This window comes from Streptomyces sp. DT2A-34, assembly GCF_030499515.1.
Taxonomy (GTDB): domain Bacteria; phylum Actinomycetota; class Actinomycetes; order Streptomycetales; family Streptomycetaceae; genus Streptomyces.
Genome location: NZ_JASTWJ010000001.1, coordinates 5,955,895 through 5,975,241 on the forward strand (window position 1 = coordinate 5,955,895; position 19,347 = coordinate 5,975,241).

A 19,347-nucleotide genomic window follows, 5' to 3' on the forward strand; every position below is an offset into this window, starting at 1 on the left:
CTGTGGCCACCCGCACTTTCCGGCGCCGGTCGAGGCACTCCGTCCGGTCCGGGGTTTGAGGACGAGGCCACGCCGTCCCTGGCTCCCGCCCACCCGCAGGGGGCTTCACTCCTTGAGGCCGGCCCGCGTCATCCGTCCGGTCCGGGGTTTGAGGGCGAGGCCGTGCCGTCCCTGGCTCCCGCCCACCCGCAGGGGGCTGCACCTCTTGAGGCCGGCCCCGCGTCATTCAGCCCGTCCGGCGTTTGAGGACGAGGCCCGTTCAGGGCCGAAGCGGGGGTCTGGGGGCCGCAGGCCCCCAGGGACCGGGGTCGAAGGGGCGGAGCCCCTCAAGGATGGGACGGGTAGGGGCGGCGGGGGCGAAAAAGGCCCGAGCCCCACAGCCACGCCGGCCACCAGAGAACGGACGTTATCCACAGGCCCGGCACGCGCCCCCGCAGCGACGTACGCTGGAGGCCCCCGGCCCGTCACACGCGTCGGGCCCTTCGTGTTGCCCACCCCGGACGAAAGCGCCCCCGAATGAGCCTGCACGGTCTGCTCGACGCCGTAGTCAAGGACACCGCCCTCGCGGAAGCGATCACGGCGGCCGCAGACGGCAACCGCATGCACGTCGACCTGGTCGGCCCCCCGGCGGCCCGCCCGTTCGCGATCGCCGCCCTGGCCCGCGAGACCGACCGCCCGGTCCTCGCGGTGACGGCGACGGGCCGCGAGGCCGAGGACCTGGCGGCAGCCCTGCGCTCCCTCCTCCCCCCGGAGGGCGTCGTGGAGTACCCGTCCTGGGAGACCCTCCCGCACGAGCGCCTCAGCCCCCGCAGCGACACCGTCGGCCGCCGCCTCGCGGTCCTGCGCCGCCTCGCCCACCCCCGCCCCGACGACCCCGAGACGGGCCCGGTCTCCGTCGTCGTATCCCCCGTCCGCTCGGTCCTCCAGCCGCAGGTCAAGGGCCTCGGCGACCTGGAACCGGTGGCCCTGCGGACCGGCGAGACCGCCGACCTCAACGAGATCGTCGAAGCCCTCGCCGCCGCCGCGTACGCGCGCGTGGAACTCGTCGAGAAGCGCGGCGAGTTCGCCGTACGAGGCGGCATCCTGGACGTCTTCCCGCCCACCGAAGAGCACCCCCTGCGCATCGAGTTCTGGGGCGACGACGTCGAGGAGATCCGCTACTTCAAGGTCGCCGACCAGCGCTCCCTCGAAGTCGCCGAACACGGCCTGTGGGCCCCGCCCTGCCGCGAACTCCTCCTCACCGACGACGTCCGCGCACGCGCGCGTGCCCTCGCCGAGCAGCACCCCGAGCTCGGCGAACTGCTCGGCAAGATCGCCGAGGGCATCGCCGTCGAGGGCATGGAGTCCCTCGCCCCCGTCCTCGTCGACGACATGGAGCTGCTCCTCGACGTCCTGCCCAAGGGCGCCATGGCCGTCGTATGCGACCCGGAACGGGTACGCACGCGTGCCGCCGACCTCGTAGCCACGTCGCAGGAGTTCCTGCAGGCGTCCTGGGCCGCCACGGCCGGCGGCGGCGAGGCGCCCATCGACGTCGGCGCGGCCTCCCTGTGGTCCATCGCGGACGTCCGGGACCGGGCGCGCGAGCTGGACATGATGTGGTGGTCGGTGTCGCCGTTCGCGGCCGACGACGAACTCGACGCCGACACCCTCAAGCTGGGGATGCACGCCCCCGAGTCGTACCGCGGCGACACCGCGAAGGCCCTCGCCGACACCAAGGGCTGGCTCGCCGAAGGCTGGCGCACGGTCTTCGTGACCGAGGCGCACGGCCCGGCGGCCCGCACGGTCGAGGTCCTCGGCGGCGAGGGCGTGGCGGCGCGTCTGGAGGCGGACCTGGGGGAGATCGCCCCGGCGGTCGTCCATGTCGCCTGCGGCTCGATCGACTACGGCTTCGTGGACCCCGTGCTCAAGCTGGCCGTGCTGACCGAGACCGACCTGTCCGGGCAGAAAGCGGCCGGCAAGGACGGCGCCCGCATGCCGGCCCGCCGCCGCAAGACCATCGACCCGCTCACCCTGGAGACGGGCGACTACATCGTCCACGAGCAGCACGGCGTCGGCCGCTACATCGAGATGGTGCAGCGCACCGTCCAGGGCGCCACGCGCGAGTACCTCGTCGTCGAGTACGCCCCCGCCAAGCGCGGCCAGCCCGGCGACCGCCTGTACATCCCCACCGACCAGCTGGAGCAGATCACCAAGTACGTCGGTGGCGAGGCCCCCACCCTGCACCGCCTGGGCGGCGCCGACTGGACGAAGACCAAGGCGCGCGCGAAGAAGGCGGTCAAGGAGATCGCGGCCGACCTGATCAAGCTGTACAGCGCGCGCATGGCGGCGCCGGGGCACGCCTTCGGCTCGGACACCCCCTGGCAGCGCGAGCTGGAGGACGCCTTCCCGTACGTGGAGACGCCGGACCAGCTGACGACGATCGCCGAGGTCAAGGAGGACATGGAGAAGTCGGTCCCGATGGACCGCCTGATCTGCGGCGACGTCGGCTACGGCAAGACGGAGATCGCGGTCCGGGCCGCCTTCAAGGCCGTACAGGACGGCAAGCAGGTGGCGGTGCTGGTGCCGACGACCCTGCTGGTGCAGCAGCACTTCGGGACGTTCTCCGAGCGCTACTCGCAGTTCCCGGTGAACACCCGGGCGCTGTCCCGCTTCCAGACCGACACCGAGGCGAAGGCGGTCCTGGAGGGCCTGAAGGACGGCTCGGTGGACATCGTCATCGGCACCCACCGGCTGTTCTCGTCGGAGACCAAGTTCAAGGACCTGGGCCTGGTCATCGTCGACGAGGAGCAGCGCTTCGGCGTCGAGCACAAGGAACAGCTGAAGAAGCTGCGCGCCAACGTCGACGTCCTGACGATGTCCGCGACCCCGATCCCCAGAACCCTGGAGATGGCGGTCACCGGCATCCGCGAGATGTCGACGATCACCACCCCGCCCGAGGAGCGGCACCCGGTCCTGACCTTCGTCGGCCCGTACGAGGAGAAGCAGATCGGCGCCGCGATCCGCCGTGAACTGCTGCGCGAGGGCCAGGTCTTCTACATCCACAACCGGGTCGAGTCGATCGACCGGGCGGCCGCGCGCCTGCGCGAGATCGTCCCCGAGGCGCGTATCGCCACCGCCCACGGCCAGATGTCGGAGCAGGCGCTGGAGCAGGTCGTCGTCGACTTCTGGGAGAAGAAGTTCGACGTCCTGGTCTCGACGACGATCGTCGAGTCCGGCATCGACATCTCCAACGCCAACACCCTGATCGTGGAGCGCGGCGACAACTTCGGCCTGTCGCAGCTGCACCAGCTGCGCGGCCGGGTCGGGCGAGGCAGGGAGCGCGGCTACGCCTACTTCCTGTACCCCCCGGAGAAGCCCCTCACGGAGACGGCCCACGAGCGTCTGGCGACCATCGCCCAGCACACGGAGATGGGCGCGGGCATGTACGTGGCGATGAAGGACCTGGAGATCCGAGGGGCCGGCAATCTGCTGGGCGGCGAGCAGTCCGGCCACATCGCGGGCGTCGGCTTCGACCTGTACGTCCGTATGGTCGGCGAGGCGGTCGCGGACTACCGGGCGTCCCTGGAGGGCGGCGTCGAGGAGGAGCCGCCGCTCGAGGTCAAGATCGAACTCCCCGTCGACGCGCACGTCCCGCACGACTACGCGCCCGGCGAGCGGCTCCGGTTGCAGGCCTACCGCTCCATCGCCTCCGCCAACACGGAGGAGGACATCAAGGCCGTACGCGAGGAACTCGTCGACCGCTACGGCAAGTTGCCGGAGCCGGTCGAGAACCTCCTGCTGGTGGCGGGCCTGCGCATGCTGGCACGCGCGTGCGGCGTCGGCGAGATCGTCCTGCAGGGCAACAACATCCGCTTCGCGCCGGTGGAGTTGCGGGAATCGCAGGAGCTCAGGCTCAAGCGCCTGTACCCGGGCACCGTCATCAAGCCGGCGGCGCACCAGGTGCTGGTGCCGCGTCCGAAGACCGCGAAGGTGGGCGGGAAGCCGCTCGTCGGGCGGGAGTTGCTGGGGTGGGTCGGGGAGTTCCTGGCGTCGATTCTGGGGTCCTGACCGAGGCGGCTACCGCTCGCCCCGCACCTCGGTGTTCTGGCAGGCGTGCAGCAGCCACCTGCCGTCGTCCTGGCGGGTCATGACGTACAGCGGGGCGCCCTCCGTGTCGCCGTTCGGGGAGTGGTAGACCTGCCGGACCTTGACGGCCGCCACGTCGGGACGTAGGAACCGCGTGTGCACCACCTCGTAGGTGACCTCGCCGTCCCAGGTCGCGGTGGGCAGCACGGCGCGGGTGAACTCGGCGATCGCGTCGAGGCCGATGAGGACCTTGCCGTGGCCGGTCGTCCACAGGGCGTCGGGGTGGAAGAGGGCGAGGAAGCCGTCGGCGTCCTTGGCGCGCTGGGTGCGTTCGACGGTGGCGACGACCTGCTCGATGGCCTTGATGTCCGTGGTTTCGGTGGTCATGCGGATCACTCTGGGACCTCAACCGGACTTGAGGTCAAGGGCTGCCCGGGGCTTCGGGGCGTTGCCGAGCCAGTGCGAAGCCGCCCGCGGGAGATGGTCTCCGCGGGCGGCCTCTGCTCTCGGGTCGAGTGGCCCTCCGTGGCCCTCCGTGAGGCTCCGGCTTACGGCTGATCGGGCCTGTCGCGGTCCCTGCCGAGGTCGCGGTCCCTGCCGAGGTCGCGTTCCATCCGCTGCTGTGCGTCGTCGACCTGGCTCTCGTGCTTGTTGCCCGTCCTCTCGTTGACCTTCCGTTCCGCGGCGTCGGACATGTTGCCGGACTTGTCCTGCCCGTGGCGGTTCTTGAACCTGTCGAAGATGCCCATCCAGAGCTCCTTCCAGGGGCGACTCACCACCGACGATACGCCCGAGTTGCGAGGTATGCGCGCTTTGGTCCGTTGTGGTCTGGACCTCTTGGATGCCGCCGTGCGCCGGGCCGCTACCGTGTGCCCGACGGCGTACCAGGGAAAACCGCCTGTGCGGGGCGGAGCGGGCGACAAAGGGAGGGGCGCATCGTGATGCGTCTGAGGGGCGGGGCGGCGAGCGCCGCGGCGATGCTCGGCATGGTGCTGGCACTGGCGGGGTGCGAGAACGTCGACCTACCCGTGGACAGCGAGCCCACCGGCTCCGTCCCGGCCACGGGTTCCGGCCGCGCCGTGAGCCCCCTGGACAATCCCGACGGCACCAAGCCGGGGCTCGCGCCCCTCACCTCGGACGCCGACCGGGCCGAGGCGCGGGCCCTCATCGAGAAGGTGGCGACGAAGGGCCGCGGCCCGAAGACGGGCTACGACCGCGACGAGTTCGGCTACGCCTGGATGGACTCGGCCCCGGGCGGCATCCCGTTCGCCCGCAACGGCTGCGACACCCGCAACGACCTCCTCCAGCGCGACGGCGAGGACCTCCGCTTCCGCTCCGGCTCGGACTGCGTCGTGACCTCCATGACCCTGCGCGACCCGTACACGGGCCGGACGATCGACTGGGCCAAGTCCCGCGCCACGACCGTACAGATCGACCACGTCATGCCGTTGTCGTACGACTGGCAGATGGGCGCCTCCCGCTGGCCGAAGGGCAAACGCCAGGACATCGCCAACGACCCCCTCAACCTCATACCGGTCGACGGCCCCACCAACGGCTCCAAGGGCGACTCCGGCCCCGCGTCCTGGCTGCCCCCGAACAAGCGGATCCGCTGCTCGTACGCGGTGCGCTTCGCCCAGGTGTCGCTGAAGTACGAACTTCCCGTGACGGCTGCCGACAAGGAGATGATGTTGCGGCAGTGTGCCGGGTGATCCGGCGCGTGGGGAGAGCTGATCCGGCGGTGGCGGTGCCTGGCGGAGACGTGGCGCCCGGCGGCGGACCCGGTGCCTGCCGGTGGGTCAGAAAACGGCTATCCGGCGCGGCCGCCCGAGCCTACGGTGACCGGCATGGAGTGGAAGGTATCGAGCCTCGCCGAACGCCCCGAGATGCTTGAGCGGGTCGTCGACATGGCGGACACCTGGCCGGAGTTCGCGGTTCAGGACCTCGTGGGTGACGCCCACTACGGCCGGATCCCCCGCGAACTCCCGCAGTACGTGCTGTTCGCCGAGGACGAGCGGGGTGAGGTCGTCGCCCACGCCTACAGCGTGCCCTTCGCCCTCGCCGCCGAGGGCCGTGGCCGACTGCCCGCGCGAGGCTGGGACGAGGTGCTGGTGTGGGCCTTCGCCGACCTGCGCCGCGGCACCCCGCCCGACACGGTCAGCGCCATCTCCGTCGTCATCGCCCCGCACGCCCGGGGCAGCGGCCTGTCCGCCAGGATGCTCTCCGCGATGCGCGACAACGCCCGGGCCCACGGCTTCCGCGAGGTCGTCGCCCCGGTCCGCCCCAACGCCAAGCACCTCGAACCGCGCCCCCCCATCGAGGAGTACGCCCGTCGCGTACGCCCCGACGGCCTGCCCCACGACCCGTGGCTGCGCGTCCACGCCCGCGCCGGCGCCACCATCGACTCCATCGCCCCGGCCTCCATGACCGTCGCCGGCTCACTGGAGCAGTGGCGCCGCTGGACCGGCCTGCCCTTCGACACCGCGGGCGACGTCGAGGTGCCCGGCGCGCTGGTGCCGGTGCGGTGCGAGCCGGAGCGGGACCACGCGGTGTATGTCGAGCCCAACGTGTGGATGCGGCACCCGCTGTGAGCAGACCGCCGACTCGGCCCTGCCTCGCTGGGCCCCAGGACTGATGCGGTCAGGCGGGGGATGTACTCTACGGCCGCCCGTCCTTATCTCGTGCATATATGCGCACGCTCCCGAGAAGCAGAGGTAAACCGCCGTGAAGCACAACGTTGGTGCCGCGACTGCGGCTCGATCGGGGGCCGGCACCGTGCCCGGGCTGCTCCCCAGGACGGCACTGGCGGCCGTACCGGTGCTGACGCTGGGGATGCTGGCGGCGGTGCCGTCGCTGGTGTTGGCCGTCCGGCGGGGTACGCGCGCCGACTGGCTGGCGGCGGTGGTCTTCACCGCGGTCAACGTGGCGTGGGTGGCCCAGGCGCTGCTCACCCCGGTGGAGACCCATGGCCTGCAGTACGCCGCCGATGTGCTGCTGCTGTTCGTCGCCACGGTCGGTGCCACCCTGCACTGCCTGCTGCGCAGATCGTCCGAGAGCCGGCCGCGATGAAACTCCGGCGTACCTGGCGCGGGAACAAACGCGACAGCAAGAAGGGGCCGGCCGGCAAGCCCGCGCGCAAGGCCGCCGTCGCCCGTGTGATGGCCGCGACGGCGGGTGCGCTGCGGGGCCGCAGGGGCTGGGCCGCGGGCGGTGCGGCTGTCGTCGTCGTGCTCGGGGTGCTGGGCGCGTGGTTTCTCACCGGCGGGCAGGACGGGCCCCCTGATCCGCGTGCGCGCCAGTACACGGAGGTTGACGCGTGCCTGCTGACGGGAGAGAAGGGCATCGCGCCGGGCACGCCTGCCGCTTCCGTGTGGGAGGGGATGCGGAAGGCGTCCCTGGAGACCCGGGCCCGGGTCAACTACGTGCCGGTCACGGGGCCGCAGTCGGTGGACAACGTCCGGCCGTTCTTCAACAGTCTGATCCAGCGTCAGTGCGAAGTCGTCCTGGCGGTCGGCACCTCGCAGGTTCAGGTCACGCGGGCCGCCGCCGGGAAGAACCCCGATGTGCGCTTCGTCGTGGTGGACGGCACGTCGGGCACGAAGGCGGTCCACGCCGGAAACGTCACCGTCGCGAAGCCTGGCGGAAGCGTCAAGGAGACGGTGGCGGAATCGATCCGGCAGGCTGTGCGGATGGCCGAAAGGTGACGTACAGGCAGATGGTGGGGTCCGACCGATAAAGATCAGCTAACGGCGTCGACTTTATGTGGCACTTATGTGACCCCAAAGTGCAAGCTTTCGAAGCTTTGTAAGCTTCTCAAGTAAAGGCTTGCCCATGCGCGTTCGCTGGGTCCACGGCCCTCGCTTGTTCCCGCCGGGTCGTGCCGGCAGGCGCAGAGCGAGGGCTACGGCACTTTCTGTCCTTGTCTCGTTCTCGTTCATGCTCACCACCGAGACGGCGGCGGCCGCCGGGGCCACGCTGCCGGCGGTGAAAATGCCCGAGCTGTCGCTGTCCGGTCTGTGGGAATGGGCCTCCGAGTCCCCCTCGGCGGACACCCCGGACCAGGAGGGCGGCACCGCTCGCGGCAAGAGCCACCGCGCCTCGACCGCGGCCACCAGCGCCGACCGCGGTGTCGGTCGTAAGCCCGGCAAGGGCAAGGGGCAGCTCGATGCGTACGAGCGCCCCGTCGACGGGACCGAGAAGGCCACGACCGGCGCGGCCCCGGGCGGCGGGAAGAGCTTCGACGCCGACACCAGCAAGCGCGACGCCAAGAAGTCCACGGCCACGTCGGACTACTACGTCAACGCGGACGGCTCCACCACGATCCGCCACTACAACGGCCGCGCCAACTTCAAGGCGGCCGACGGCACCTGGAAGCCCATCGACACCAGCCTGGTCGAGGACAAGGGCGGCCGGTTCGAGCAGAAGGCCAACTCCCTCGACGTCGCGTTCGCCGCGAACGCCGCCGACGAGCAGCTGGCCTCCGTCGACTTCGGAGCCGGCCGGACCCTGTCGTACGCGCTGCGCGGCGCGCGCGAGGCCACGGCGGCCGAGGCCGAGGACGGCACCCTCGTCTACGCCGACGTGCTGCCGGAGACGGACGTGCAACTCGTCCCGATCGCCGACGGCTTCAAGGAGAACCTCGTCCTGCACTCGCCGGACGCGGCCGGCTCCTGGGTCTTCCCGCTGGAGGCGAAGGGCCTGACGCCGCGCGTCGCCAAGGACGGGGACGTGGAGTTCACCGACGCCGACGGCAAGGTGACCGCCACCATCCCGCACGGCTACATGGAGGACTCCCGCATCGACCGGCGCTCCGGCGAGGGCGTCCGCTCCCCGCGGGTCTCCTACGAGCTGACCACGGTGGACGGCGAACCGGCGCTGCGGATGACCGCCGACCGCGACTGGCTGGACGACCCGAAGCGGGTCTACCCGGTCACCGTCGACCCCACGACGGTCCTCGCCGCGAGCGAGGCGACTTACGTGCAGAACGACTACAGCGCCGACCGCTCCGCCGAGAACCAGATCAAGGTCGGTTCGTACGACTCGGGCACCACCAAGGCGAACTCCTTCCTGCAGTTCTCCTCACTGGGCTCGACGATCTCCGGCCAGAAGGTCTCCGCGGCCACCCTCAACGTCTGGGCGCTGTGGTCCTCGACGTGCACCGCCACGCCCTTCTCCGTGTACCCGGTGACCCAGTCGTGGTCGCCGTCGACGACCACCACGTACCCCGGTCCGGCGTACGGCTCCTCCATCGGCTCCGCCACGGTGGCCCCCGGCTCCTCGTGCACCAACACCAGCGGCAGCACCGGCGTAGGTGTGAAGATGCCGGTGACGCTGTCGACCTCGTGGTTCACCCAGGTCGCCACCGGCGGGGCCAACTACGGCCTGGCGCTGGCCGCGCCGACCGGCGACGCCCTGCACTGGAAGAAGTTCCACTCCGAGGACGCCGTGCGGCGGCGGCCGGAACCCCTTACTCCGGGGTTGCCGGGCATGCGCCCGACGCGATGTGGCTGGGCCACGGAAAGCCGCCGACCTGGATCGATATGACCAAGCGGGTGAACAGTAGCCTTTCCGCCCAGGGACAGCGCTGTCCCGTGGGATGCAGGCCGAAGAAGTTCGTACTGGTCGATGAGAGAGGTGGCGATGGTGACTGATTGGTCGGCGCTCTTGGCGGACATGGTCACCGCCAAGCAAAGGTTGGCAGACAGTGACCGCGACGGGCTCTGGCGCCATGAGCCACCCCGGCCTCCGGCCACACCCCAGCGGATCGCGGAGATCTCTGCGGTGACCCACTGTCCGCTGGACCCCGAGTACGCCGATTTCCTGCGGCATGCGGACGGATGGCCTGCCATCCTCCAGGACATCGACCTCTTCGGGACGGCAGACTTCGGTTCTGCCGCCTACGCCGAGGCTGAGGAACTGGTGCGGGTGATCGAGGATGAGGTGGAGATCGAGCGAGGAGCGTCTCGCGCCCCGCTGATCCCCATTGGTGCTTCACGGACGGACATCGACATCCTCGTCATGCCGTGGGAGAAAGATCTGCCTTGCTCGGGCCCGGTGATCTGGCTGGCCGGTGCGGAAATCGAAAGATACCGGACCTTTTCGGACTTCTTTCGAGGGATGATCGCCCACAACCTCAAAGAGGCGAACGACCTGGCGTGAATTCGCCAGGTCTCGGGAGCCGGTAACTGCGCCCTCTTGTCGAGGGTGCAGTTACTGGGGCGGCTCGTCGGTGCAACCGGCGGGCCGTTTTCGGCTCTTTGGTCAGGCCCCGGGGCTCTCCTCCTTTCGGGCGTGTGGGTCAGCTGAAGCACCAGCAGTTCTACGAGGTCAGCCGCAACGCCTGGCCCCAGGCCGGCGACCGCAAGGCGGGCCATAAGCTCCAGAACGGGGATGGTGCCCCGACCCAACATCCTCGACGGCAGGGCGTACACGGCACAGCGCGTCACGTACGACCTGAGCATCGAGGGTCTGCACACCTACCACGTGGCGGCCGGTGAGAGTGACGTCGTCCTCGTCCACAACGACGACGGCGAGGCCTGCCCGATCAGTGCGGCGACCTCTCCCGGCTCGATGAAGTGGCCGAATTTCCGCAATACGAAGACCCTGGCGTAATCAGGTGGAAAGTTCACTCTCTCCGGTTGGTCGATGCGCAAGACCAGGGCCTTCGAGAAGGTCAACGTTGACGATGTGGCGGCCAAGCGCGCGGGGATGGGAATGCCCATCCGGACGCACGGTCTCGACGTGGGACAGCCAGGTCGCTACTACAACTCCCATGCGGAGAAACAGGCAGAGCTCATCAATCCCGACGGACTCCACACAGTTTCCCGGGAGACGTGCGATGACTGTGTCGATTTCTTCGGCAGACTCGCGACCCATGACAACCAGGTGAAACGGGATGCCGATCCGAATGGCCTCAACGTCTTTCATCCCGGTGGAAAGAGAGAGGTGTTGCCATACGAAGATGACTGACCACCTCGTGCGGCAGGAGGAGCAGGCGATACCATGCTCGGGTGACAGACGAACTCTCTGGTATCGCGGCAACCGCTCTGGCTCTCCTGGAGTCTGCCCAAAACGGAGATTCAGACGCAGGTGACCAGCTCGGCGAGATTCTGCCGTCGCTCACGGCGGCGGCAGAATCTGGCGACATGGCTGCCCAGAATGTACTCGGAGGGGTTCTCCTTGAATTCGCGGAGAATCCCTCCGATGCTGCTTTCTGGTTCAAGAAGACCGCTGAGCGGGACAGTGCCATGGGAAAGCGAAGCCTGGGGCATCTCTACGCGAACGGACTGGGAGTCCCGCAGAACCTCACGGAGGCCGAGCGGCTCTTCAAGGAGGCTGCCGACGACGGGGACGCTCACGCTCAGTTCAATCTGGCGCAGCTGTGGTGGGGGAAGCGTGACCCTCATGCCGTTGCCGCGCTTCTGCGATCCGCTGCGGAGGGTGGTATCGACGACGCGTATGTCGTCCTCGGTGACCTGCTCGCGGCGATGGACCAGGACGCCGAGGCGCTGCGCAGTTATGTGAACGCCGCCGAGTCGGGTCATGACGGGGCGATGTACGTCGCTGCCTGCTGGTACCGGGACGGTACCGCCGGACGCCCGGACAGCATCGAGGCCCTGAAGTGGTTCTTCAAGATGATCCACGCCGGAAACGCCGACGGGCTCCACGAGGCGATCGCCGTCGCGCGCGGCATGACCGACGAGGAGATCCGCCGTGCCGGGGAGCTGGCGGGTTGTCCTGGGGAGGCCGAGGCGATGGTGGGGACGGTACAGAAGTACCGGTGATCGGCAACTTCGGAAGAGATGCCCTCGCGGGATATTCGTGTCCGAGGGTTCAGCGACTCAGGCCACCCGAGCTGCACTTCAGACCTTCGACGAACCCGGCAAACGCGTCGGCGCTCACGGTGAACCCCCTTTGGCCGGAGACCTTGGAGTCGCGTATGCCCACCCTCGTCAGGACGCAGGCCACCTCGACGCACTCGTTGCCCTCGCCGCCGCTGTAGCTGCTCTTGAACCACGTCGCAGCTGGCAGCTTGGCCAAGGGGGTTGCTATGTCGGTCATGAGGACAGCTCCTGTCGTGCTCTGGTGATCAGCCGCGACGAGGCGGTCGTGTGTAGGGCCTGCGAACGAAGGTAGTCGAAGGTCAACTTATAGGCACTCACGTCCTCTGCGTCGTCGAGATATAGCCCACGGCGGCGCATCTCGATGTACACAACCGCCATGGAATTCAAGGGTTCTCGCTCGTCGTCCCGCCCGATGACCACAAAGTGCCCGGCCCCAGCGGCGTGAGCCCCTGCGCTGAATGGCAGGATCTGGATGTCCACGCTGGGGCTCTTGGCCACCTCTTGGAGATGCGTGAGCTGCCGGGCCATGATCTCGGGGTCCCCCACTGGCCGACGCAGGACCGCCTCGTCCAGGATCACCCACAGATGCAGTGCCGGGTCTCGCTCCAGGATGCCCTGGCGCAGGATGCGCGCTTCCACCATGCGCTCGATCTCCTCGTTGGAGCTGCGCACTTCACGCGCCTGATGGACGGCGAGGGCGTACTCCTTCGTCTGAAGGAGGCCGGGAATCACCGAGTTCGCGAACACGTGCTCGTACGCGGCTGCGTACTCGAAGGAGACGAGGGGGTCCATCCACTGCGGTACCGCTCTGTTGCCGACCCACCAGCCGTCGGCCTGTGACTTGGCGATGGCCACGAGGGCTTCACGTTCCTCGGTCGTCGCCTCGCAGGCGTCAGCCAGGGCCTTGACCGTGGCCCATCGAATGCGGGCGCGGTCCTGCCACGTCTCGTACCGACTGACGGTCGTCGTGCTGACGCCTGCCTTTTCGGCTACTTGAGTCTGTGTCAGCCCCCGTCGCTCCCGCAGTGAGATCAACCCTCGGGCGATCTGCATGCGTCCGGCCGGCCCCGTCTGCGTAGCGGTCATGTCGCCGATTCCTTCCGTGCCGTGGAGCCAACCGTTTCGACCCGCTTCCCTGCCCCAACGGCGCTGACTGTATGGGTCGCTTCAGCGCACCGGACATGGATCCGAAGTCCGTCACCCACATTAGTGAACTCCCCTCATGGGTGTCTCTTCTGTGGGAATCCCATGACAGGCTTCCCTCGTCCCGCTGATCGATCCTTAGGAGTTGAGGACGTGATCAAGTACCTGGAGCGAGCGGCTCGTTGGCTGCGGAGAATCACCACTGCCTCTGGATGTCACCGTGCAGGTCAGCCGTTGGTGGCGCGGTCTTCGTCTACCCCGCCGTTCAAACGACGCATGCTGCCTCGCCCCGCCCTCGCTCCCACCGTTCGCCTCTGGTACGAACCCATCGACGGCGCCACCACTGCCCTCGTCCGCCCTTACCTTGCCGCGTACGAAAGTGAGGAGAAGGTCCGGCTACAGCGCTTGCGCCGCGACATCCTCTGGTGTGCCACGTACGGCGTCGACCTCGACACCCGCGACATCCACGCCTGCCTGGGGGCCGCGTCATGAACGGCGAGGACACCCGTGTACGACTCCTGCCCTGGACTGGTGCCCACGGCCAGCCCTGCCTCCTCCTCACCGACGGCGACGGCACGGCCTCCCGGATCGCCGACCGGATCGAGGCCGTGCAACTCGGGCTCGCGGACCGGCTTCTGGGCCGTACACGAGACGTGCTCTCGGCGCGAGAGCCCAAGGCGGGCGAATTCGGCCGACTGGCGGGGCAACTGGCCGATGCGCTCACCGACGTGCTGCTCATTGCCAGGTCTCGGGGCGCCCGCCTCGGCCCAGTACGCGCGGAGCCCAGAGCCTTCCCAGACGGACCTCCCGCAGTACTGCCACCCGCGGGGCCCATCCACGATGTCCTCGCGCACAGCTCGGCCGAGCCCCACGGGTTCGGGTCACTGACCTTCCCCGGCCGCGACCTCGCCTCCGCACGCTCCGCCCGGCGCTACGTGCGCGACACCGTCCGATCCTGGGGTCTGGCCTCCAGCGCGGCGGACGACCTGGAAACGATCGTCGGCGAGCTGGTCGCCAACGCCCTGGAGCACAGCGACAGCCGCACCATCACAGTCACCTGCGCCCTCACCGCTGGGAGGGTCACCGTCACTGTGACCGACGAGGGCGCAATCAACACCCCCGCGGCCTGCGCACCGACCCGACCGCCGGGACCGGACCAGGAACACGGACGCGGACTGCTGATCACCGAGGCGCTTTCCGCTCGGTGGGGAAGCCGGCGGACTGGCAACGGCCTGACAGTCTGGGCCGAACTCGACGCCGAGCCGCGAGAGCCTGCCCAACGCTGAGTTCGGTCACGGATGAGGGCGGGACGCAGACCCCGATGAAGGCGGATGCCTTCAACCGTGTGATGAGTGAGGGCGATCGGACGTACGTCTACGACGGTCTGGATCGTGTCCTGAGCGCCAAGGACGAGCAGGGCGCGGAGGTCTTCGCTTTCCTGTATAGCGGTGCCGGGAACGAGGTGGCCTCGGACGGTTCTGCCGTCTACAGCCGCAACGTGGACGGTTCGCTGGTGGGCGTGAAGTCGGGCGCGTCGTCGGTGCAGGTGCTGACGGACATCCACGACGACGTGGTGGCCCAGTTCACGGACACGGGTGAGGCGCTGACCGGGTCGACGACGTACACGCCGTTCGGCAAGGCGGCGACGTCGGCGGGGATGCTGGGCAACCTGGGCTATCAGTCCGGTTGGACGGACCCGGCCACGGCCAAGGTGAACATGGCGGCGCGCTGGTACTCGCCGCAGACCGGCCAGTTCAACAGCCGGGACACGGTGTCCAACGACCCGCTGCCGTCGTCGGTGAACGCCAACCAGTACGCCTACGCCAACCAGAACCCGATGACGGGTGTGGACCCGACTGGCCACTGGTTCGAGTTCATCAAGAAGGCCGTCAAGAAGGTCACGAAGAAGGTCAAGAAGGTCGCGAAGTCGGCCTGGAAGAAGACCAAGCACACGGTCAAGCGGGCGGCGAAGGCGGTCCGCAAGGCGGTGAAGAAGGTCAAGCGGGCGGTCAAGAAGGTCTCCCGCAAGGTGTATCGCACGGTCCGCAAGACCGTCCGCTATGTGGCGGACAGCGTCAAGAAGGTCAAGAGATACGTCAAACGCACCTACAAACGCGTCAAACGCGTCGCCCATAAGGTCGTCCATCACGTCAAGAAGACGGTGCGCAAGGTCGCCAAGGCCGTCAAACATGTGGCGAAGAAGGCGGTCAAGGCGGCCAAGAAGGCGGTCAAGAAGATAGGCAGAGCCGTCAAGAAGGCGGCGAAGGCCTCAGCCAACTTCGTCAAGCAGCACGCCGCGACCATCGCGTCGGTGGCGGTGGGTGTGGTGGTGTTCGCCGGCTGTACGGCGGCCACGGCCGGTGCCGGTGTGATCGGCTGCGCGGCGCTCGCGGGCGCGGCGGCCAATGGCGTGGGCTACCTGATGAGCGACGGTCCCAAGTCCGTCGGGGGCTTCCTGGGCGCGGTCGCCATCGGCGCCGCCACCGGTGCCCTGGGCGGCGCGGCCGGCGGAGCGGCCTCCGGCGCGGTGGGCCGCCTGCTCGCCGGGGTCGGCGGCAAGGTCACGCAGGGCGCGGCGATGGGCGCCGCGGGCGGCGCCGCGGAGGGCGCGGTCGGATACGGCGTCTCCTGCGCGGCCAGCGAGGAGGGGTGCAGCGCGAGCGGCGCCGCCAAGGCGTCGGCTGTCGGGGCCGTTACCGGTGGTGTGTTCGGGGCGGCGGTCAGCAAGTACGGGCCCAAGGCGAAGACTTGCAGCACCACTCCGCACAGCTTCACCGGCCTGACCGGTGTGCTGATGGCCAACGGCACGGTCAAGCCGATCTCCGAGGTCAAGGTCGGCGACTACGTTCTGACGGCTGAGCCCGGCAAGAAGAAGAAGGAGAAGCACCGCGTCAAGGCGGTGATCGTCACCAAGACCGACCGCCACTACGTCGACGTGATCGTCGACACCAAGGCCGGTCCCAAGACGATCCAGACCACCAAGCACCACCAGTTCTACGAGGTCTCCCGCAACGCCTGGACCCAGGCCGGCGACCTCAAGGCAGGCCACAAGCTCCAGAACGGGGACGGTGCCCCGACCAAGATCCTCAAGGTCACGTCGTACACGGCGCAGCGCGTCACCTACGACCTGAGCATCGACGGCCTGCACACCTACCATGTGCTGGCGGGTGATACGTCGGTACCCGTCCACAACTGCCAGTTCAGTGACCGGGCACGTGAGATCTGGGACGCTGAACCCGACGAATTCATCAAGAAGAATGTCAGCACCGTTGCTGTAGTTCGGGCGCAGACGCCGCACGGTCCGATCGACCTGGTTGGCGCGAGTGGTGACGGATTCACTCCAGCCCAGATGTCGGTTCCGCTGCGGACGAGGGAGAGTTCGCTGGACGGTGTCCCTGAGATGCGTGTACCGAACATCCGAGGAACAGATGCCGAACAGAACATCTTCCTGTACATGCAGGCGAACGATTACAGCCTCATCGCCGGTGGGACGTCCAGGAATGTATGTCGCGACAGATGCCTCCCCTGGATCAGGGAGTTCGGTGGGGCGATGAGAGGAAAGGTCTGTCCAGGAAACGGCAAGACGACAACGCGGCAGAGAAGCTTTGAGCATCGGTAGTCCCGATCGCACACAGCAGTTGTGAGGAACCGGGGGTGCCCTTCCTATAGGGCACCCCCGCAGTGCTTAAACTGCCCTTCGCGATGTAGCGCGGGGTTCGGTGAACTGACTGGAGGATCGATGTTGGTCGAAGCGGGTGTCGTGGCGGCCCTTCAAGCAGGTAGCGGTGACGTTGTCCGGATCTATGCTGCTGGTTGCGTGGAACGCATGGCGCAGATCTTCACCGGCCTTCGGGCGGGTGCTCCAGAGCGTGGAGTGGACGTGGATCTCTTCGTCGATACGCTGCAGCGCCTGTGGGATCTTGATGACACACTTGACGATTTTCCCGAGAGGGTGGAACGGCTTGAAAGCTTTCCTGAGATGCAACCGGCGGAGACAGGTCACATCGCCGTCGGCGACATCTACGCCTTTTACAGTGTCCTTGCTCTGCGGTATGCAACCATCTGTGTCGGTTCCGAGAGTGTTGCAGATGCCGAGCGTTGTGGGCACGCTGTTCTGACAGCGATGGGTGAATTGGAACAGAATGTGGCCGGGTCTAATTTTTATCAGGAGGAGTATGACTGGCAGCGCCAGTCAATTCCTGAGGTCGGCCGGGCCCTCGATGCCGGTGCGTTGAGGGCAGGCTGCGCCGAAATCAGCAGGCACCGTTTCACTGCCGTACTGGCAAGGTGAAGCCTGAGATGCTCTTCGTCGGTCTCTTTGCTGAGCGCCAGTACGTCTCGGCTCTGAATTCCGCCTTACGCTAGTATTTCCGCGATGGTTGGAAAATGGCGATTGTCGAGCGGCGGGACTGTGTCAAAAACCATGGCATCAACGCGGTGAGATGCCGAACATGCCGTAGCGGCCAGGGCGGTGGGTTGTCCGGAGCCCTGGCGAGGCTGGCGCAGGCCTTCGGGCGGGGAAAGGAACTATGCGTACTGGATGAATCCGCACTCCAACGAGAGGTAGGCGGCAAGCTGCATGCAGGCAGTGCAACAGCTCGAAGCGTGATCGCGTCGCGTCGAAGACCCCGCCGTCGAACTGCAGGGGGGACTGGCCGTCACCGTGGTGGACGGTGAATATGAGGAATGGCTGGGAGAAGACCTATGGGATAAGTCCCTGCAAGGTCTAATGGTCCAGCCATACGGCCAGGCACCCCGGCGTCCCGCTGGGTGCCTGGTCCGCTTATGCTGACAGAGAGCCTCAGGAGTGATTTTTTGACCAAGACCTACATCGTTCACGATGGCCCTGCGATCCTGTCCGAACGGCAGCGCATCGCCATGGGGGACCTCGAACCTTTCGGCTTCCCAGATCAGTTGGAGCAGATCTGGCTCGGCCATCGCGACGATGGTCTTTTCGTCATGCAATGCATTCCGTTCCGCATCTACGGACTTTCGTTGTTTGACGTCGTGCGGATCGACGAGGACGACATGCTGACTGAGGTTGTCTCTTCCGGCGGCCACCGGACATTGCGTGCCTTGATTGTGCCGGGCCTTACTCGCACGGAGGTGGCAGCTCTCGCAGATCGAGTGAACTCACTGGCTCAGGGTGAGGGCTTCGTCCGGGAGTGGAGTGGTGACCGGCATGTGGCCGTTGACATTCCGGGAGACAGGGATCCAAGTCCTTTGGTGGCGCTGATGAGTGAACAGCGCGCAGCGGGGAAGCTGTTCTGGGAATGGAGCGAAATGAAGCCGTTCCAGACGGCGCGAATGTAGAGTACAGCGTCAACCGAAGATTCTTTCTCCTTCCATTCGTCTGGATGGTGCATTAACTACATGCTCGACAGAGTCGCAAGATTCCAATTCCGCTGAGGCCGACGGTCGTCACTTTCCTGCCCCGAAAATGAGGTCACATGACGATCCCGAGTGATCAAGCAGTAAGAATCCAGCTCGTGCGAATCGCGATCACGAGGTTCGCTCCGATCATCCGGGCCGGGATCTCTTCGGAGTGGGATGACGCTGTGCTCGATCATCCCAGCTCGCAGGAGCTCGCCGAACGCCTGTCCGCCATGGAGGACCTGAGCGTCCCTGTGGGGATCGACGAGGTCGAAGAAGTTCAGGATTCCCTGGGGGAGCTACTGGATCTGTTCGACGAGGAGCCAATGGGGAGCACCTACTATCCGTTCAAGGCTGCGGAACTCATCGAGTTGCACTGCCGAATGGCCACAGGCGATCTCCCCGATGATGCGCCGGTTCCGCTGGCTGAGTGGGTTGACCGGTTCGCCGGACATGTCGACTGGCAGCTCGAGAAAAGCGGAGTCGACCTCGGTCGTCCCAAGCACTTCAGTGGACTCGAGCGAAGCCTTCGGGAGAAACAGAGCAGCCTCACGGGGCGCGACAATTCTAGTTTCCGTGAATTCATTGAGGATTCGCGCGAAGTTGGCATCCAGTACGTCTCGGCTCTGAATTCGGCCTTGCGTTAACAGTTGGGGCCGCGACTCCTCAGGGGTCGCGGCCTTGGCTTTTTTCGTGTCGGTGTGTCGAGAAGGCGATCGCCGATGATGCCGCTGCGGTTTTTCCGAAACTCTCGCCTGGGTGCCTGGCAACTGGGACAGGCAGTACCCGGCTTCCACATATCGGATGGCGGAAGGCGGGTGGGTATCGGGGGATGGGATCAGCAGTCCGTACGTGCCATCGGGCTGAGCGCGCACGGAACCCCCGGTGCGGTGGCGTGGTCTTCAAGCGGTAGGAGGGTGATGGC

The 19,347-nt window shown here is 67.4% G+C and carries 20 protein-coding genes; 16 read left to right on the forward strand and 4 right to left on the reverse strand.

The features are described 5' to 3' along the window. Positions 1 to 516 precede the first annotated feature (516 nt). The gene (gene mfd, locus QQM39_RS26730) at positions 517 to 4,047 is read left to right on the forward strand and encodes a transcription-repair coupling factor (RefSeq protein ID WP_302000089.1); all 3,531 of its coding nucleotides are present in this window, start codon (positions 517 to 519) and stop codon (positions 4,045 to 4,047) included. Between the two features lie 9 nt (positions 4,048 to 4,056). Here mfd and QQM39_RS26735 read toward each other — a convergent pair whose 3' ends face one another. Further along, a complete protein-coding gene (locus QQM39_RS26735; RefSeq protein ID WP_302000090.1) occupies positions 4,057 to 4,452 on the reverse strand; it encodes an SgcJ/EcaC family oxidoreductase in 396 nt (131 codons plus the stop codon). Positions 4,453 to 4,613: 161 nt separating this feature from the next. Beyond that, a complete protein-coding gene (locus tag QQM39_RS26740) occupies positions 4,614 to 4,814 on the reverse strand; it encodes an Rv0909 family putative TA system antitoxin (protein WP_302000091.1) in 201 nt (66 codons plus the stop codon). Positions 4,815 to 5,006: 192 nt separating this feature from the next. On the opposite strand from QQM39_RS26740, the gene QQM39_RS26745 reads away from it, so the two are divergent. The 9 genes from QQM39_RS26745 to QQM39_RS26785 all read left to right on the forward strand — a co-directional run bounded on the left by QQM39_RS26745 (position 5,007) and on the right by QQM39_RS26785 (position 11,846). After that, positions 5,007 to 5,774, forward strand: a complete 768-nt coding sequence (locus tag QQM39_RS26745) for an HNH endonuclease family protein (protein WP_302003734.1) — start codon at positions 5,007 to 5,009, stop codon at positions 5,772 to 5,774. Between the two features lie 135 nt (positions 5,775 to 5,909). Further along, entirely contained in the window at positions 5,910 to 6,653 is a 744-nt protein-coding gene (locus tag QQM39_RS26750; protein WP_302000092.1) for a GNAT family N-acetyltransferase, read from the forward strand. A gap of 133 nt (positions 6,654 to 6,786) precedes the next feature. Then, the gene (locus tag QQM39_RS26755; protein WP_302000093.1) at positions 6,787 to 7,131 is read left to right on the forward strand and encodes a hypothetical protein; all 345 of its coding nucleotides are present in this window, start codon (positions 6,787 to 6,789) and stop codon (positions 7,129 to 7,131) included. After that, on the forward strand, positions 7,128 to 7,766 hold the full coding sequence (locus QQM39_RS26760; RefSeq protein ID WP_302000094.1) for a BMP family ABC transporter substrate-binding protein: 639 nt from the start codon (positions 7,128 to 7,130) through the stop codon (positions 7,764 to 7,766). Before QQM39_RS26755 ends, QQM39_RS26760 begins: the two co-directional genes overlap by 4 nt. A 232-nt stretch (positions 7,767 to 7,998) precedes the next feature. Further along, positions 7,999 to 9,606 (forward strand): DNRLRE domain-containing protein, encoded by a 1,608-nt coding sequence (locus QQM39_RS26765; RefSeq protein ID WP_302000095.1) that lies wholly within the window; start codon positions 7,999 to 8,001, stop codon positions 9,604 to 9,606. An 81-nt stretch (positions 9,607 to 9,687) separates the two neighbouring features. Continuing rightward, positions 9,688 to 10,221 (forward strand): SMI1/KNR4 family protein, encoded by a 534-nt coding sequence (locus tag QQM39_RS26770; RefSeq protein ID WP_302000096.1) that lies wholly within the window; start codon positions 9,688 to 9,690, stop codon positions 10,219 to 10,221. Between the two features lie 231 nt (positions 10,222 to 10,452). Continuing rightward, positions 10,453 to 10,674: a hypothetical protein gene (locus QQM39_RS26775; protein ID WP_302000097.1), complete on the forward strand. Its 222-nt coding sequence runs from the start codon at positions 10,453 to 10,455 to the stop codon at positions 10,672 to 10,674. 33 nt (positions 10,675 to 10,707) lie between these two features. Next, on the forward strand, positions 10,708 to 11,031 hold the full coding sequence (locus tag QQM39_RS26780) for a hypothetical protein (protein ID WP_302000098.1): 324 nt from the start codon (positions 10,708 to 10,710) through the stop codon (positions 11,029 to 11,031). Between the two features lie 41 nt (positions 11,032 to 11,072). Continuing rightward, positions 11,073 to 11,846: a tetratricopeptide repeat protein gene (locus QQM39_RS26785; protein ID WP_302000099.1), complete on the forward strand. Its 774-nt coding sequence runs from the start codon at positions 11,073 to 11,075 to the stop codon at positions 11,844 to 11,846. Positions 11,847 to 11,895: 49 nt separating this feature from the next. Here QQM39_RS26785 and QQM39_RS26790 read toward each other — a convergent pair whose 3' ends face one another. Together QQM39_RS26790 and QQM39_RS26795 are read right to left on the reverse strand one after the other, a co-directional pair. Continuing rightward, entirely contained in the window at positions 11,896 to 12,123 is a 228-nt protein-coding gene (locus QQM39_RS26790) for a DUF397 domain-containing protein (protein ID WP_302000100.1), read from the reverse strand. Further along, a complete protein-coding gene (locus tag QQM39_RS26795; RefSeq protein ID WP_302000101.1) occupies positions 12,120 to 12,992 on the reverse strand; it encodes a helix-turn-helix transcriptional regulator in 873 nt (290 codons plus the stop codon). The genes QQM39_RS26790 and QQM39_RS26795 overlap by 4 nt, the downstream gene beginning before the upstream one ends. Before the next feature lie 333 nt (positions 12,993 to 13,325). On the opposite strand from QQM39_RS26795, the gene QQM39_RS26800 reads away from it, so the two are divergent. The 6 genes from QQM39_RS26800 (at position 13,326) to QQM39_RS26825 (ending at position 19,069) form a co-directional block, all read left to right on the forward strand. Beyond that, complete coding sequence (locus QQM39_RS26800; RefSeq protein WP_302000102.1) at positions 13,326 to 13,541, forward strand: hypothetical protein; 216 nt, start codon at positions 13,326 to 13,328, stop codon at positions 13,539 to 13,541. Then, the gene (locus QQM39_RS26805) at positions 13,538 to 14,335 is read left to right on the forward strand and encodes an ATP-binding protein (protein ID WP_302000103.1); all 798 of its coding nucleotides are present in this window, start codon (positions 13,538 to 13,540) and stop codon (positions 14,333 to 14,335) included. The genes QQM39_RS26800 and QQM39_RS26805 overlap by 4 nt, the downstream gene beginning before the upstream one ends. A gap of 62 nt (positions 14,336 to 14,397) precedes the next feature. Beyond that, positions 14,398 to 16,668, forward strand: coding sequence for an RHS repeat-associated core domain-containing protein (locus QQM39_RS26810; RefSeq protein ID WP_302000104.1), 2,271 nt, complete (start codon positions 14,398 to 14,400; stop codon positions 16,666 to 16,668). Positions 16,669 to 16,788: 120 nt separating this feature from the next. Then, entirely contained in the window at positions 16,789 to 17,340 is a 552-nt protein-coding gene (locus tag QQM39_RS26815; protein WP_302000105.1) for a hypothetical protein, read from the forward strand. 524 nt (positions 17,341 to 17,864) lie between these two features. Continuing rightward, positions 17,865 to 18,362 carry a DUF4265 domain-containing protein gene (locus QQM39_RS26820; RefSeq protein ID WP_302000106.1) on the forward strand — a complete coding sequence of 166 codons (498 nt, stop codon included), beginning with the start codon at positions 17,865 to 17,867 and terminating at the stop codon, positions 18,360 to 18,362. A 137-nt stretch (positions 18,363 to 18,499) separates the two neighbouring features. Continuing rightward, positions 18,500 to 19,069, forward strand: coding sequence for a hypothetical protein (locus QQM39_RS26825; RefSeq protein WP_302000107.1), 570 nt, complete (start codon positions 18,500 to 18,502; stop codon positions 19,067 to 19,069). The last annotated feature ends 278 nt before the right edge of the window (positions 19,070 to 19,347 follow it).